Source organism: Amycolatopsis sp. NPDC114504 (assembly GCF_055633595.1).
Genome location: NZ_JBVKDU010000006.1, coordinates 331,819 through 346,059, shown reverse-complemented (window position 1 = coordinate 346,059; position 14,241 = coordinate 331,819). Strand labels below are relative to the sequence as shown.

Here is a 14,241-nt window from a genome sequence, read left to right as displayed (position 1 = left end):
GCCGCTGGGGTGGCTCAGAACTCGTCGTCGTGGATCATGCCGCGCAGCCGGGTCAGCGCGCGGTGCTGCGTCACGCGCACGTTCCCCGCGGAGATCCCGAGCGCTTCGGCGGTCTCCTGCGCGGAGAACCCGACGGCGATGCGGAGGGTCAGGATTTCCTGCTGCACGCGCGGCAGGGAGGCGAGCAGGCGGCCGAGGCGGGCGCCGAGGTCGAGGTGCAGCGCGTGGGACTCGGGCTCGTTGCCGGCGACGAGCGGGCGCTCGGGGAGCTCGGGGACGGGCTCGGAGCGGTCACGGGCGACGGCCCGGTACGCGTCGGCGACCTTGTTGGCCGCGATCGCGTGGACGAGGTAGAGGAAGGAGCCCCCGCGGTCCTGATAGTCCGGAAGGGCCTTGAGGACGGCGAGGCAGACCTCCTGCGCGACGTCGTCGGCCGAGAGGTAGGAAAGGTCGCGGCCCCCCATGCGCGCCCGGCAGTACCGCACCACGACCGGCTCGATCATCTGGAGCAGGCGGTGGATGGCGGCGGGGTTGCCCTCGCCCGCGTCTTTGACGAGCGGGTCGAGGTCCTCCTTGGTGAGCCGTCCGCTGGGCCGTGGCAATGACTCAGGGGTCCGATAATCGCGAACGCCGCTGTCCGATTGCTCGGTGGTCCTCGTCGGTGCTGTCATGAGTCGTCTCCCCGGCCGACCCCAGACCGTCGCTGCTGGGGGCTCAACTCTCTGTGACGTTCCGGTCGCAGATACTCCGGGAGACCCGGGCTTACCTGCGTTCCGTGCGACGCTGGGTAATCGTAAGCACCTCATGCCGCATCAGTCCAGATTTCAACGACCAATACCCCGTTAGCAGCAGCGACCGTGATGTTCCCGCGACCAGCCCCCGCACATTGCGATTAATCGGTTTCAGGATGTGCCGAGTTCACTCGTCAGTGGAGAACGGCCACGGAAGCGGCAGTCATGGTCACGGCGAGCGACGCGACCGCGGGCAGGACGGCGCTCATGACGGCCGGCCGAGCGGTCCGCAGCGCCCGTTCGCGGGCGACGCCCACGCCCGCTAGCAGGGCGGATGTCACGGCGGCGAGCAGTACGGGGACCAAAGAGACACCCCAATGGCGCTGGGCTGCGGAGTGCAGGAGAAGTACGGTGCAGGCGGCGGAGGCGAGAGCGGTCCGCCGCCAGGCGAGCCCGGTCCGCTCGGCTTGGGCCCCATCGGGGGCGGTCACGGGATTACCCACAGGTGGATGACGGTACTTCTGACGTCGTCATAATCGCGAAGCAGCGGTATTCGGGGGACGACGAGGGGCTGGGCGGCGTTGGTCCGAATGGCTCGAACGGCATCCGGCGAGGTCCGGCGAGGGTGTTCGGACGGCCCAGTGGCATGTGCGGTCCGTGTCGGAGCGTGCGGGCGGGGTTCCGCCGGGACGGGTGCCGCCGGGCGCTGGGCGGCGGCGGTTTGGCCGGTTCGGAGCGGCTTGGCCGGCTGGTGGTGCTGGGGCCTTGTGGCTCGGATCGCCGGCCCGGCTGCCGCGGCCCGGCCGCAACCTGCCGGCGCGATCGCCGTCCCCCGGCGGCCCGGCTCGCTCACGACAGCACCAGCAACACCGCCGCCGCCACGGTCAACGCCAGCAGACCTACCGTCAACGCCACGATCGTCCAGCTCCGTGGCAACGGCTCCCCGGCCCGCATCGCGATCTGCACCCGCCGCCACCGCGGATAAGCCGTCGCGGCCAACGCGGCCGCCAGCACCACGCACAACCCGGCGAGGACCGCGCTGGCCGCCGCCGGAGCCGGGACCAGCTGGTGGACCGCCACCCCGCCCGCCAGCAACCCCAGCGCCGTCCGGAGCCAGGCCAGGAACGTCCGCTCGTTGGCCAGCGTGAAGCGATAGTCCGGTTCGGTGCCACCCGAGTGGGGCTTGATGTCGTCCGAGGCCACGCCCAGACGCTAGCCGCTGTGTGCCGCCGCGGCCGCTTCGGAACGGTGCGCGAACACCCACCAGCGCAGCACCGCGAACCGCACGAACCCGCCGACCAGGCTGGCCAGCAGCAGCGCGCCCGTCTCCTCCCACGACGTCGGCCGTTCGACGACGGCGTCGAGGATCGCCAGCACCGCCGAGCCGTACCCGGCGTAGAACGCGAACGTCAGCAGGTCCTGCAGGTGCCGCTTCCCGGCGTTGCTGGGCCGGCCGGCGAAGGTGACGCGGCGGTGGAACTCGGTGTTGCCGATCGTCGTCAGCGCGATCGCGACCAGGTTCGCGACCTGGGAGCCGAGCTCGTCGCGCAGCAGGAGGAACAGTGCGGCCTGCAGGCCGGTGGTCACCACGCCGGCCACGACGTACCACGCGGCGTGCGTGCCGAGCTCGTGGTGCCGCTCCGGGTCGGTGGCGAGCAGCCGGTGCCCCGGTGCGCACCTGGTGGTGGCCATGATCCCGAACCTACTCCGCGTTCACAAACTTGTGAATATGTTAAACCCGTTGAAGAAATGTGATCCCGGTGACACCGCCCGGGTTTGAAGCCCCCGACGGCCCGGGTAGGTCACCGGCGATGACGGGAGAGAACCAGTGACCGAACCGGGAAGCCTGGAGCCCAGCGAAGCGCTGGACGAGGACGAGCTGCGCGTGGACCCGCTCGAAGCGGGCATCGAGCCGCCCGAGCAGTGGAGTGGCGCCGACCGCTTCGGCACCACGCCCAGAGAAGCGCGCGAAGGCGAGCCGATGGCGCAACGCCTCGCCGAAGAGGTGCCGGACACCGAGCCGGAGCCGGTCCCGGAGCGCCCGCTCGCGGCGACCCCGGCCGACCAGCTCGACGAGACCGTCGAGGACGCCCCGGCGGACTTCGAGCCGGTGGTCCCGGCCGACGAGATCCCGCGCCGCCACGCCGACCCCGATCCGCGCGAGCACGCGGACTACGCGGGCGGGTCCGTGGCGGACGCCATCCGCGAGGCGCGGCAGGGCTGATCCGCTCAGACTGCACGCCCGGACGGACGCCCCTAGCGTGGGGCACCAGAGTGCATCGGACCGCGACGAAGGGAAGGCCGAAGATGCTGACCGTGACCGAAGCCGCCGCCGAGGCGATCACCGCGTTGACCAGCCAAGGGGAGGGCGAAGCCGGACTCCGCCTGGCGGTCCAGAACGCCGACGGCGAAAGCGCCCAGCTGGCGCTGTCCGTCGCCCCCGAACCCGCGGAGGGCGACAGCGTGCTGGGCGTCGACGAAGGCCCGAAGGTCTTCCTGGAACCGCAGGCCGCGGCGTTGCTCGACGACAAGGTGCTCGACGTCCAAGAGGACGAAGCCGGCGGAGTCGCCTTCGCCGTGTTGCCGCAGCACACGAGCTGACCGCGGCGGACGGGCCCTCCTCATCGTCGCGGAGGGCCCGTTCGTCAGCGGGACAGCCAGTCGCGGACCAGCTCCGCCGCTCGCGCCCGGAGCAGTTCCGCCGCGTTCGCCTGTGCGTGCTCCACCGACGGCGCGTGGTCGATCAACGCGCTGCTCCCCACGACTCCGAGCCGGGCCAGCCCCTCGGCGTCGAGCTGGATCCGGCCGGCCAGCGCCAGCAGCGGCACTCCCCGCGGCCGCGTCCGGTCCGCGATCCCGGCCGGCGCCTTGCCGTTCAGGCTCTGCTCGTCGAGCGAACCCTCCCCGGTGATGACGAGGTCGGCGCCTTCCAAAGCCGCGTCGACGCCGGTCAGCCCGGCGATGAGGTCGAACCCGGATTCGACGGTCGCACCCAGCGCGATCGCCCCCGCGGCGACCCCGCCACCGGCACCCCCGCCCGGGATCCGCGAGACGTCCGGAGCGCCACCCACCTGGAGCGCGTGCACCCACCGGGCCAGCGCTTCGTCGAGCAGCGTCACCTCCGCCGGCCCCGCACCCTTCTGCGGCCCGAACACCGCCGCCGCGCCCGACGGGCCCAGCAACGGGTTCGTGACGTCGGTGGCGACCGCGACGCGCACGCCGTCGAGGCGTTCCCGCACCGGCCCCAGTTCGGCCGACGCCACCCGTGAAAGCGTGCCGCCGCCCAGTCCGACCGGCGCGCCGAACGCGTCCAGCACACCGCCGCCGAGCGCGCCCAGCATCCCGGCGCCGCCGTCGGTGCTGGCCGTGCCGCCGACCGTCAGGACGAGCCGACGAGCGCCGTGGATCAGCGCGTCCGCGAGCAGCTCGCCGACGCCCCAGGTGTGCGCGCCCAGCGCGGTTTCCGGGCTGGGCTCGACGAACTCGATCCCGCACGCGCGCGCCGATTCGACGTAGGCGGTGCCGTCGAGCACCGCGTAAGAAGCTTTGACCGGCTCCTCGAGCGGCCCCCGGACCGTCAACCGGACGATTCGCGCGCCCGCCGCTTCGAGGACGTCGAGGGTGCCTTCGCCGCCGTCGGCGACCGGGCAGGAGACGATCTCGGCGTCCGGCAAGGCGTCTCGCACGCCGAGCCCGATGGCCGCCGCGGCCTCGACCGCGGTGAGACTGCCCTTGAACTTGTCGGGCGCGATGACGACGCGGGTCACGGCTGCACCTCCGTCAGCGGGGGACGCCCGGCGAGCACCGCCGCGACGTTGCGGGCCGCCAGCACGGCCATCGCGGTCCGGGTCTCGACCGTGGCGGACCCGAGGTGCGGGCTCAGCACGACGTCGTCCCGGCCGAGCAGCCGCGGTTCGACGTCGGGTTCCTTTTCGAAAACGTCCAGCGCGGCGCCCGCGATCTCCCCGGCTTCGAGGGCGTCCGCGAGCGCGGCTTCGTCGACGACCGGGCCGCGCGTCGTGTTCACCAGGTAGGCACCGGGTTTCATGGCGCGCAACGCGGCCGCGTCGATGAGGTGCCGCGTCTCGGGTGTCAGCGGGCAGTGCAGCGAGACGACGTCCGAGCGGGCCAGGAGTTCCTCGAAGGAAACGGAACCCTGGTTCGACCGTCCCGAGTGGACGATCGACATCCCGAACGCCTCCGCGCGGCGAGCCACCGCGCGGCCGATCTGGCCGTACCCGACGATCCCGAGCGTCTTGCCCTGCAGGCCCGAGCCGAGGAGGAACCCGAGGTGGAACGACCAGGGCGTCCGCGAGCGCAGCAGCCTTTCACCTTCGCCGATCCGCCGGGTGACCGCGAGCAGCAGGCCGAAGGCGAGGTCGGCGGTCGCGTCGGTGAGTACGCCCGGCGTGTTCGTGACGACGACGCCGCGCCCGGCCAGCGCCGGGACGTCGACGTTGTCGTAGCCGACGGCGACGTTCGCGACCACCTTCAGCTCCGGCCCGGCGGCGTCGGCCAGCGCGCCGTCGAGCCGGTCGTGCAGCATCCCGACGACGGCCGCAGCGCCGGCCACGAACTCGTGCAGCTCTTCGGGCGTCAACGGGCGGTCGGCGGGCGACACCACCACGTCGCCCGCCTCGGCCAGGACCTTCACCGCGTCGTCGGGAATCCATCGGGTCACCGCGATCTTGGGCACGCCGACAGCCTAGTTCACGGCACCGGCAGTTCAGCCCCGCTGGACCGCGTCGAGGACGATCTCCGACTGCGCGGCGGCCCCGGCACCGTTGGGGTGGAAGGGGAACGCGAGCAGCAGCGGGTTGCTGACGGAGATCGGGATCAGGCCCTCGGCGTAGCGCACGGTGGGCGCCTGGCACGCGTCGTGCCCGACGGTCGGGGTGTAGGTGTCGACGAGCTCGGCGCCGTTGTCCGCGGCGACCCGCGCGAGCATGGCGTTCATCTGGAGGAACTTCGCCTGCAGGTAGGCGATGTCGCCGTCGGCGACCGGGATCACCGGCCAGCACCCCTTGCCGCTGGCGGGCAGCCCGGCGAGGTAGTTGACCAGCAGGATCCGCGCGTTCGGGGAGCGCTCCTTGATGGCCTGGAGCGACGCGGCGACCTTCGGCGCGGTCGCGTTGACCGCGTTTTCCAGCTGGTCGACGCCGCCCGCGGTGAACTTCGCCTTGCAGGTGCTGACGGGCAGGAGGTTGAGGCACTTCGTCACGGCCGAGGCGAGCCCGATGTCGTTGCCGCCGATCCCCACGGTCACCAGGTCGGTCGACGGCGTGAGCCGGTCGAACTGCGGCGGGTTCGTCCCGCCCAGCGGCAGCTTCTGCGGCTGCGTGAAGTCCGTCGTGGTCGCGCCGCCGCAGCTCGCGTCCCGGAAGGTCTCGACGCCCAGCGCGCCGGCGACCTCGTGCGGGTAGTCCGAAGTGGACTGTGCGCAGTCGAGCGGGGTGAACTCGGTGGTGGGCGGGAAGGTGACGAAGACGTCCGCGGTCCAGGAGTCACCGAGGGCGACGTATTCGTGGTACCGCGCGCTGGCCGACGCCGGAGCGGCGAAGGCGAGCATGGCGAGCGCGGGCACGACGAGCAGAGCGGACAGGCGCTTGCGCATGCTGCCTCCGTTGGCGAGCGTAGTGAAGGACTTTCACATTCGGCTCGCGTCCGGTGAAAAGTCAATCCGGCTCACCCGTCCTGGTGACGCCGGTCGGCGTGGGTAATCAGACCCTGGTCAGCCGCACCACGGCGCTCGCGTAGCCGCTCCCGGGCAGGTCGACGTCGAGGCCGTGGCTCAGCAGCACCGCGCCGTCGTGCACGACGCCGTCCTGGTCGCGGTACCGCGCGGAAGGATCGAGCCCGGCCAGCCGCGGCGGGGTGACCGGCCGCGCGAACTCCGCGGGCCGCCGCCAGAAGAGCACGACCACACGGTCGTCCAGGAGGTACTGCACCGCGGTCAGCGCCGACGTCGCCGGGTCCGCCAGCCGGTACAACGCGCCGTGCTGCACGACCGGCCGGATCTCCTTGTACAGCGCGACGAGTGACGCCGCTTCGGCCAGTTCGTCCGGGGACCACCGGGGCAGGTCGCCGCCCAGGCCGAGCACGCCCGCCATCGCGACGTGGAACCGGAAGCTCAGTGGCGCCGCGCGGCCGGTGGTCGGGTTCGGGCTGTCGGTGACCCACGCCGACATCGTGCCGGCGGGGTAGAGCTGGCCGTAGCCGTGCTGGATGGTGATCCGGTCGGCGGCGTCGGTGTTGTCGGACGCCCAGATCTCGTCGGTGCGCGCGAGGATCCCGAGGTCGGTGCGCCCGCCACCGCCCGCGCAGCCCTGGATCCGCAGCGCGGGGTGGTCGGCGCGCAGCCGGTCGAGGATCGCGTGAACGGCCCGCACGTGCTCGACCCAGAGCCGTCCCGCGTCGTCGCCCGCCGCCGGCCAGCCGGCCTCGGTGAACGCGCGGTTCATGTCCCACTTGAGGTAGTCGATCCCGTGCTCGCCGACCAGCCGGTCGAGCCACTTGTGCGCCCAGTCCGCGACATCCGGGCGCGCGAAGTTCAACACGAGCTGGTTGCGCAACGTCGTCCTCGAACGGTTGGCCATGTGCAGCACCCAGTCCGGGTGCGCGCGGTAGAGATCGCTGTCCGGGTTGACCATTTCGGGCTCGACCCACAGCCCGAACTTCATCCCGTGCGCGTGGACGGCGTCGACCAGGGGCCGCAGGCCGGCCGGGAAGCGCTGCTCGTTGGCGGTCCAGTCGCCGAGCCCGGCGGTGTCGCCGGTGCGGGCGCCGAACCAGCCGTCGTCCATGACGAACAGCTCCGCGCCGAGTTTCGCCGCGGCCGCCGCGAGGGACGTCTCGGTGGCTTCGTCGACGTCCCAGCCGGTCGCCTCCCACGAGTTGTAGACGATCGGCCGCAGCTCCTGGGGGTGCGGCTGGACGAACTCGCGGACGTAGGCGTGCCATCGCCGGCTGGTACCGCCGAACCCGTCGGCCGCGTAGAGCCCGGCGAACACCGGCGTCTCCCAGGTTTCGCCGCGCAGCAGCCGCCAGCCGACGTGCTCGTGGCCGAACCCGCCGGTCCACGTGACGCGGCCGGTGTGGGTGTGCTCGACGGTGATCCGCCAGCTCCCGCTCCACGCGAGGGCGGTCGACCACACTTCGCCGGACGTCTCGGTCGCGTCGCCCGCGTCGAGCATCACCCAGGGGTTGACCTGGTGACTCGACACGCCGCGGCGGCTGGTGAGCGTGGTTTCGCCGACCGGCAGCGGTTCGCGCAGCGCGCCGTACTCGGCGCTCCACGCGCCGGACGTCCGGGTGAGCCGCGCGCTGTCGCGGCGGGGGAGCGTCCACGCCGCGGAGTCCGTGCGCAGCAGGGAAATCGGGGCTTCGCCGGTGTTGCGCAGCGACGTCCAGCGCTCGACGACCTCGCCGCGGAGGCGGTAGTGCAGCGAAAGTTCGAGAGGGTAGTGCCGGTCTTCGAGCCGCACGACCAGGGAGTCCTCGGTGCTGGTGTGCCCGGCGTAGCGCCACTCGAGGGCCGACGTCCCGTCCTCGTACCGCACGGCCAGTGCCGCGACGCCGAAGAACGCGCCGCCCTCGGCCGGGAGTTCCTGCCGCTCGTCGCCCGGCTCGTCGAAGCTGCTGTCGGCGGGGTTGCGGCGCGCGGCGACCTGCGTGGCCTGCGCCAAGGTCAGCGGCGGGCCCCAGTGGACGTGCCGCGGGCGGTCGTCGGCGTCGAGCCGGAAGGCGTAGGAGCTCTCGGGGGTGCGCAGCAGCCAGAGCCGGTGCGCGGGGTCGTGTTCGACGAGCGACATGATCCCGAGCGTAGGCATGACCAGCCGAAAAATAAATTCTTGACGAAGTTAATTAATCCTGCCTACCCTTCCGGCCATGCCTCGTAGTGCACCGGCAAGGGCGCCGATCACCAGTCCGGCGGCAGCGACCGTGTTCACGACGGTCCTGACCGAGGGGCCGGTTTCCCGCGTCGACGTCGCCCGGCGCACCGGCCTGTCGTCGGCCGCGGTCACCAAGGCGGCCCGGCCGTTCATCGAAGCCGGCTACCTCGAAGAGCTCGCCTCCGAAGGCCGGACCGGTCCCGGCGCCGGCCGTCCCGCCAACCCCCTCGCGATCCGCCCCGACCGCGAGTACTTCGTCGGCGTCAAGATCACCGGCGACGACCTCATCGGCGTCGTCACGGACTTGCGGGCGGACGTCCGGGCCAGCGCTCACCACGCGCTGACCGGCCACGACGTCGAGCACGTCGTCCGCGCGCTGGCCGACCTCGCCGGCGAGCTGCTGGCCGGCCCGACCCCGGACGGCACCAGCAACCTCCGCGAGCGCGCCTACTGCCTGGGCGTCGCGGTCTCCGGCGACGTCGACCGCGCGTCCGGCGTCGTCCGGTACTCGCCGTTCCTCGGCTGGCGGGACGTGCCGCTGGCTTCCCTTCTGGAAGACGCCACCGGGCTCACGGCGACGCTGGAGAACGACGTCAAGGCCCTCGCCGTCGCCGAGCAGTGGTTCGGCGAAGGTGTCGGAGCGTCGTCGTTCGCGCTGGTCACGGTGGGAACGGGCATCGGCAGCGCGCTCGTGGTGAACGGCGACCTGGTCCGCGGCGCGCACGGCGTCGCCGGCGAGATCGGGCACGTCCCGGTCGCCGACGGCGGCCCGTCCTGCCACTGCGGTGGCCAGGGCTGCGTCGAGGCGATCGCGTCCACCGAAGCGATCCTCGTCCGCGCTCGCGAGGTCTCCGGAGATCCCGCGCTGACCATGGAAGACGCCGTGCTCCGCGCCCGCGGCGGTGACGAGCCGCTGCGCGCGGTCTTCGCCGGCGCGGGGCACGCGATCGGGCTCGGCCTGGCCGCGCTGGTCAACCTGTTCGGCCCGGAACGAGTCGTCGTCTCGGGTGAAGGCGTCGCGACCTACGACCTGTTCGAGGACCAGATCCGCCGGACCTTCGCGGTCCAGGCGTTCGGCAGTGCCGCCCGCTGCGGCCTGGTGATCCGGCCGCTGCCGTTCGAGGAGTGGGCGCGGGGCGCGGCCGCCGTCGCCATCCAAAGTCTTTTCGTCGCCGAAAGCGTCTAAGGAGTCCCTGTGAGCCCCATGAATCGCCGAAGCTTCCTGGTCGGTTCCGTCCTCTTCGCCGGGGGAGCGGCCCTCGCGGGCTGCACCTCCGACCCGCTGAACAAGAACGCGGGCGCCGCTTCAGGCGCGAAGGTCACTCTGCAGCAGTGGTACCACGCGTACGGCGAATCCGGGACACAGCAGGCCGTCCAGCGCTACGCGCAGGAGTTCACCAAGGCCAACCCGGACATCGCGATCAACGTCAGCTGGATCGCCGGCGACTACGAGACCAAGCTCAACTCGGCGATGCTCACCGCGCAGGCGCCGGACCTGTTCGAGCTGGGCGACTTCCGCTACCAGAACGTCAAGAACGGCCTGCTCGCGCCGCTCGACGACGTCATCGCGCCGGCCAAGGCCGACTTCAGCCCGGCCGCGCTGGACACCGTGACCGTCGACGGCAAGATCTACGGCGTCAAGATGATCGACGACGTCATGATGCTGTATTTCCGCAAGAGCGCGTTGCAGGCTGCGGGCGTCCAACCGCCACAGACGTTCGCCGAGCTGCTCGAAGCGACCCGGAAGCTCAACACCGGCAAGCAAAAGGGTCTCTACGTCGGCACCGACGGCGTCGGCGAGGCCGCGACGCTCCTGCTCTGGTCGTCCGGCGGTGACTTCTTCGACAGCAGCGGCAAGAAGGTCGCGTTCGCCTCGCCCGAAGCGATCGCGGCGATCGCCGGGCTCAAGCAGCTGCACGACACCGGCGGCCTGCTCCAGGGCTACCCGACCGACTGGTCCGACCCCGGCGCGTTCGCCAACGGCGCCACCGCCATGCAGTGGGGCGGCCTGTGGTCGCTGCCGGACATCAAGAAGGCGCTCGGGGACGACTTCGGCGTCGTCGCGTGGCCGAAGTTCGGCGACGCCGGCAAGCAGGTCGCGCGCGTCGGCGGCTGGTACCAGCTGGCGAACGCGAAGAGCCAGAACCTCGACGCCGTCAAGAAGTTCATCGACTGGCTCTGGATCAAGAACGCCGACCTGCAGAAGGACTGGTGCGTCAAGTACGGCTTCCACATCCCGGCCCGCAAGCCGGTCGCCGCGCAGACCACCGAGTTCTCCAGCGGTCCCGCGAAGGACGCCGTGACGATCTCGCAGCAGGACGGCAAGTCGTACTCGGGGCTGTGGAACAAGGCGTCGGCGACGCTGTTCCTGCAGGCCGCGACGAAGATCGCGAACGGGCAGGCCGACCCGGCCGCCGAGCTCGGCGACGCGGCGAAGAAGGCGCAGGCCGAAGTCGACAAGCAGCTGGCATGACCGCCTTGATGGAGGCTCCGGCGGTGCCGGTGGCGGCTGCGAAGAAGCGTCGCCGCCGGGACTGGCGGGCGATCGGCGCGTTCGCCGTGCTGACCGGGCCGGTGGTGATCGGGCTGGGGCTGTTCAAGTACGTCGCGATCGCGTGGAGCTTCCTGCTCAGCTTCAACGACGCGCGCGGCACCATCACCATCGGCCACTGGATCGGCTTCGACAACTACGCGTTCCTGCTCGGCGACGACGCCTTCCTGACGTCGCTGTCGACGATCGCGCTCTTCACCGTGTTCATCGTGCCGATCACGTTCGTCGCGTCGCTCGGCCTCGCGGTGCTGATCAACAGCATCAAGCGCGGCAAGGCGTTCTTCCGGACGATCTTCCTCATCCCGGCCGCGGTGTCCTACGTCGTCGCGGCGCTGGTGTGGAAGATGGCGCTGTTCAACGGCCTGCCGTCCGGCGTCGCGAACGTCATCGGCGGGCTGTTCGGCGCCGACCCGGTGCCGTGGCTGTCGGAGACGAACCCGCCGGTGTACTGGGTCGCGGTGGTGACGCTGCGGCTGTGGCTGCAGGTCGGGCTGTACATGATCCTGTTCCTGGCCGGGCTGCAGGCGATCTCACCGTCGCTGTACGAGGCCGGCGAGCTGGACGGCACGACCAAGTGGCAGGCCTTCCGCTACATCACGCTGCCGCAGCTGCGGAACACGTCGGTGGCGGTGCTGCTGCTGATCGTGATCGCCGCGTTCCAGGCGTTCGACGAGTTCTACAACCTGTTCGGCACCGGGCTTTCGGGCACGGCGACCGCGCCGGTCAAGCCGCCGCTCGTCTATCTGTACGACTCCGCGCTCGGCGACCAGAACTACGGCGTCGGCTCGGCGGGGGCGTTCCTGCTGACCGTGCTCATCGTCGTGATCACCCTGCTGCAGGGCCGGTTCGTCGGCTTCGGGAAGAAGGACTGATGGCCGTCCTCGCCGCTCCCCGCGCGCGGAAGGCACCGAAGTACGTCCTGGCGTCGATGCTCTCGCTGATCTTCCTGCTGCCGTTCTACATCATGCTGCGCAACGCTTTGATGACGCGTCAGCAGGTCAGCTCGCCGGACTGGTCGTGGCTGCCGGACCCGCTGTCGTGGGTCAACTTCGGCGACCTGTTCGCCGACGCGTCGGTGCCGATGGCGCATTCGTTGTGGAACTCGTTCCTGGTCGCGATCGTGACGGCGCCGGTCGGCACGTTGTTCGGCTCGATGGCCGGGTACGCACTCGCCCGGATCAACGTCCCGGGACGCCGCGCGGTGTTCACGTACGTGCTGGTCACGCTGATGATCCCGCAGTCGGTGACGTTCGTGCCGACGTTCGTCGTCGTCGGCTCGATGGGCGGGGTCAACACCGAGTGGGGCATCATCGCGCCGAACCTGTTCAGCGCGTTCACCGTGATCCTGTTCCGCAACTTCTACCTGCGGTTCCCCGTCGAGCTGGAAGAGGCGGGACGGCTCGACGGGCTCGGCTACCTCGGCGTCTACCGGCGGCTCGTCCTGCCGAATTCGGGGAGCATGATCGCCTCGCTCGGGGCGCTGATGTTCATCGAAAGCTGGAACGCGTTCCTGTGGCCGCTGGTGATCGGGCAGGACCCGTCTTCGTGGACCGCGCAGATCGCGCTTTCGACGTTCCTGACCGCGCAGTCGGTCAACCTGCCGGCGCTGTTCGCCGGCGCTCTGGTCACCATCGCGCCGCTGGTCGCGATGTTCCTGGTCGCCCAGCGGTTCATCGTCAGCGGAATCGCCGCGAGCGGGCTCAAGGAGTAGGTCCCCTACCGAGGAGTGTTCAGTGAAGCGCCTCCTTTCCGTGTTCCTCGCTGTCCTGGGTCTTTCGGCGTTCCTGGTGCCGGTGGCCGACGCGCGGACACCGTTCGTCCGGCCGTTCATGGGCTGGAGCAGCTGGAGCCTCGAGTCGTCGACCCGCGCGGGTTACGGCACTTCGTGGCTGAACGAAGGCCACATCCGCGACGCGGCTTCGGCCGTGGCGTCGAAGCTCAAGTCCGCGGGCTACACCTACGTCAACATCGATTCGGGCTGGAACGCGGACCTGTCGTGGGTGTTCCACACCGACGTCAACGGGATCCCGGCGCCCGATCCGGGCCGCTTCCCGTCCGGCATCCCCGCCTTGGCCACCTACGTGCACGGGCTCGGACTGAAGCTCGGTCTGTACGCCGTGACCGGGCTCGAGAAGGAGGTCTACGACAAGAACGCGCCGATCGCCGGGACGTCGTGCCACGCCCAGGACATCGCGTACCGGCCGTTGACGCCGTCCAACGGCTGGGGCGGCAACTGGAAGGTCGACTTCACGAACCCGTGCGCGCAGAAGTACTACGACTCGATCGTGGCCCGCTTCGCTTCCTGGGGCGTCGACTTCGTCAAGGTGGACGGGACGACCGCGGACAACGTCGCCGACATCAAGGCGTGGTCTGCCGCTGTCGACCATTCGCGGCGGCCGATGTGGCTGACCGCGAGCGCGTGGCCGGTGCCGCGGTCCATCGGTTCCTCGCTGGCGCCCTACGCGAACGGCGTCCGGATCGACACCGACATGGAGTGCTACTGCGAGACGGTTTCCTCGTGGGACAGCTCGGTGAAGGCACGCTGGGCGGACCTGCCCGGCTGGCAGGGCGTGTTCGGCCCGCAGTACCGGCCGGACCTGGACTCCATGCCGATCAACAACAACACGGGGTCCGGCATCCAGGACGGCATCTCCGACGTCGAACGGCAGAGCGTGATGACGTTCTGGTCCATGGCGTCCTCGCCGTTGTACGTCGGGGGAGACATCTACTTCCTGGACGCCTCCGCGGTGTCGATCCTGACGAACCCCGAGGTCATCGCGGTCGACCGGTCGGGGACGTACGCGACGCAGGTGTCCGGCGGCGACCACCAGGTGTGGACGAAGCGCGCGCCGGACGGGAGGACGTACGCGGCCGTCTACAACCTGGGGTCCACGCCCGCGGACATCACGGTGGACCTCGGCGGGCCGGTCCGTGACCTCGTCGCGCGGAAGGACCTCGGGCGGTTCCGGGGCTCGTGGACGGCTTCCGCGGTGCCGCCGCACGGCTCCCGCCTGGTGCGGATCGGCTGACGTCGTCTTTCGAAGGGGACTTTCCTCGCTGCTCACGC

Annotated in this window: 15 protein-coding genes; 7 read left to right on the top strand and 8 right to left on the bottom strand. The window is 70.9% G+C overall.

Features of this window, described 5'->3' with window-relative positions:
- Positions 1-14: 14 nt before the first annotated feature.
- The 4 genes from shbA to ACZ7PG_RS43395 all read right to left on the bottom strand — a co-directional run bounded on the left by shbA (position 15) and on the right by ACZ7PG_RS43395 (position 2,423).
- On the bottom strand, positions 15-671 hold the full coding sequence (gene shbA / locus ACZ7PG_RS43410) for an RNA polymerase sigma factor ShbA (RefSeq protein WP_470245045.1): 657 nt from the start codon (positions 669-671) through the stop codon (positions 15-17).
- A gap of 254 nt (positions 672-925) precedes the next feature.
- A complete protein-coding gene (locus ACZ7PG_RS43405) occupies positions 926-1,222 on the bottom strand; it encodes a DUF202 domain-containing protein (protein WP_470245044.1) in 297 nt (98 codons plus the stop codon).
- 358 nt (positions 1,223-1,580) lie between these two features.
- Entirely contained in the window at positions 1,581-1,934 is a 354-nt protein-coding gene (locus ACZ7PG_RS43400) for a YidH family protein (RefSeq protein ID WP_470245043.1), read from the bottom strand.
- A gap of 9 nt (positions 1,935-1,943) precedes the next feature.
- Positions 1,944-2,423, bottom strand: coding sequence for a GtrA family protein (locus tag ACZ7PG_RS43395; RefSeq protein WP_470245042.1), 480 nt, complete (start codon positions 2,421-2,423; stop codon positions 1,944-1,946).
- Between the two features lie 136 nt (positions 2,424-2,559).
- Here ACZ7PG_RS43395 and ACZ7PG_RS43390 point away from each other — a divergent pair, with 136 nt between their 5' ends.
- The gene (locus ACZ7PG_RS43390) at positions 2,560-2,955 is read left to right on the top strand and encodes a hypothetical protein (protein WP_470245041.1); all 396 of its coding nucleotides are present in this window, start codon (positions 2,560-2,562) and stop codon (positions 2,953-2,955) included.
- A gap of 83 nt (positions 2,956-3,038) precedes the next feature.
- The gene (locus ACZ7PG_RS43385) at positions 3,039-3,332 is read left to right on the top strand and encodes an iron-sulfur cluster biosynthesis family protein (protein WP_470245040.1); all 294 of its coding nucleotides are present in this window, start codon (positions 3,039-3,041) and stop codon (positions 3,330-3,332) included.
- A 44-nt stretch (positions 3,333-3,376) separates the two neighbouring features.
- Here ACZ7PG_RS43385 and ACZ7PG_RS43380 read toward each other — a convergent pair whose 3' ends face one another.
- From ACZ7PG_RS43380 to ACZ7PG_RS43365, 4 genes are all read right to left on the bottom strand, one after another.
- Positions 3,377-4,498 carry a glycerate kinase gene (locus ACZ7PG_RS43380; RefSeq protein ID WP_470245039.1) on the bottom strand — a complete coding sequence of 374 codons (1,122 nt, stop codon included), beginning with the start codon at positions 4,496-4,498 and terminating at the stop codon, positions 3,377-3,379.
- Positions 4,495-5,427, bottom strand: a complete 933-nt coding sequence (locus ACZ7PG_RS43375; protein ID WP_470245038.1) for a 2-hydroxyacid dehydrogenase — start codon at positions 5,425-5,427, stop codon at positions 4,495-4,497. Before ACZ7PG_RS43375 ends, ACZ7PG_RS43380 begins: the two co-directional genes overlap by 4 nt.
- 30 nt (positions 5,428-5,457) lie before the next feature.
- Positions 5,458-6,345 (bottom strand): SGNH/GDSL hydrolase family protein, encoded by an 888-nt coding sequence (locus tag ACZ7PG_RS43370; protein WP_470245037.1) that lies wholly within the window; start codon positions 6,343-6,345, stop codon positions 5,458-5,460.
- Between the two features lie 106 nt (positions 6,346-6,451).
- Entirely contained in the window at positions 6,452-8,542 is a 2,091-nt protein-coding gene (locus ACZ7PG_RS43365; protein WP_470245036.1) for an alpha-galactosidase, read from the bottom strand.
- Between the two features lie 76 nt (positions 8,543-8,618).
- On the opposite strand from ACZ7PG_RS43365, the gene ACZ7PG_RS43360 reads away from it, so the two are divergent.
- Genes ACZ7PG_RS43360 through ACZ7PG_RS43340 form a run of 5 tightly spaced genes read left to right on the top strand, consistent with a single transcriptional unit; the run spans position 8,619 to position 14,203 of the window.
- Complete coding sequence (locus ACZ7PG_RS43360) at positions 8,619-9,809, top strand: ROK family protein (RefSeq protein WP_470245035.1); 1,191 nt, start codon at positions 8,619-8,621, stop codon at positions 9,807-9,809.
- A gap of 18 nt (positions 9,810-9,827) precedes the next feature.
- The gene (locus ACZ7PG_RS43355) at positions 9,828-11,096 is read left to right on the top strand and encodes an ABC transporter substrate-binding protein (protein ID WP_470245034.1); all 1,269 of its coding nucleotides are present in this window, start codon (positions 9,828-9,830) and stop codon (positions 11,094-11,096) included.
- Positions 11,093-12,046 (top strand): carbohydrate ABC transporter permease, encoded by a 954-nt coding sequence (locus ACZ7PG_RS43350; RefSeq protein WP_470245033.1) that lies wholly within the window; start codon positions 11,093-11,095, stop codon positions 12,044-12,046. Before ACZ7PG_RS43355 ends, ACZ7PG_RS43350 begins: the two co-directional genes overlap by 4 nt.
- On the top strand, positions 12,046-12,885 hold the full coding sequence (locus ACZ7PG_RS43345) for a carbohydrate ABC transporter permease (protein WP_470245032.1): 840 nt from the start codon (positions 12,046-12,048) through the stop codon (positions 12,883-12,885). The genes ACZ7PG_RS43350 and ACZ7PG_RS43345 overlap by 1 nt, the downstream gene beginning before the upstream one ends.
- 22 nt (positions 12,886-12,907) lie before the next feature.
- Positions 12,908-14,203, top strand: coding sequence for a glycoside hydrolase family 27 protein (locus ACZ7PG_RS43340; RefSeq protein WP_470245031.1), 1,296 nt, complete (start codon positions 12,908-12,910; stop codon positions 14,201-14,203).
- The last annotated feature ends 38 nt before the right edge of the window (positions 14,204-14,241 follow it).

What these genes read in the sequence shown, in the direction of transcription:
- ACZ7PG_RS43395 (WP_470245042.1), bottom strand. Translation starts at nt 2,423, where the DNA reads ATGGCCACCACCAGGTGCGCACCGGGGCACCGGCTGCTCGCCACCGAC.
- ACZ7PG_RS43345 (WP_470245032.1), top strand. Translation starts at nt 12,046, where the DNA reads ATGGCCGTCCTCGCCGCTCCCCGCGCGCGGAAGGCACCGAAGTACGTC.
- ACZ7PG_RS43360 (WP_470245035.1), top strand. Translation starts at nt 8,619, where the DNA reads ATGCCTCGTAGTGCACCGGCAAGGGCGCCGATCACCAGTCCGGCGGCA.
- ACZ7PG_RS43355 (WP_470245034.1), top strand. Translation starts at nt 9,828, where the DNA reads ATGAATCGCCGAAGCTTCCTGGTCGGTTCCGTCCTCTTCGCCGGGGGA.
- ACZ7PG_RS43370 (WP_470245037.1), bottom strand. Translation starts at nt 6,345, where the DNA reads ATGCGCAAGCGCCTGTCCGCTCTGCTCGTCGTGCCCGCGCTCGCCATG.
- ACZ7PG_RS43385 (WP_470245040.1), top strand. Translation starts at nt 3,039, where the DNA reads ATGCTGACCGTGACCGAAGCCGCCGCCGAGGCGATCACCGCGTTGACC.
- ACZ7PG_RS43365 (WP_470245036.1), bottom strand. Translation starts at nt 8,542, where the DNA reads ATGTCGCTCGTCGAACACGACCCCGCGCACCGGCTCTGGCTGCTGCGC.
- shbA (WP_470245045.1), bottom strand. Translation starts at nt 671, where the DNA reads ATGACAGCACCGACGAGGACCACCGAGCAATCGGACAGCGGCGTTCGC.
- ACZ7PG_RS43350 (WP_470245033.1), top strand. Translation starts at nt 11,093, where the DNA reads ATGACCGCCTTGATGGAGGCTCCGGCGGTGCCGGTGGCGGCTGCGAAG.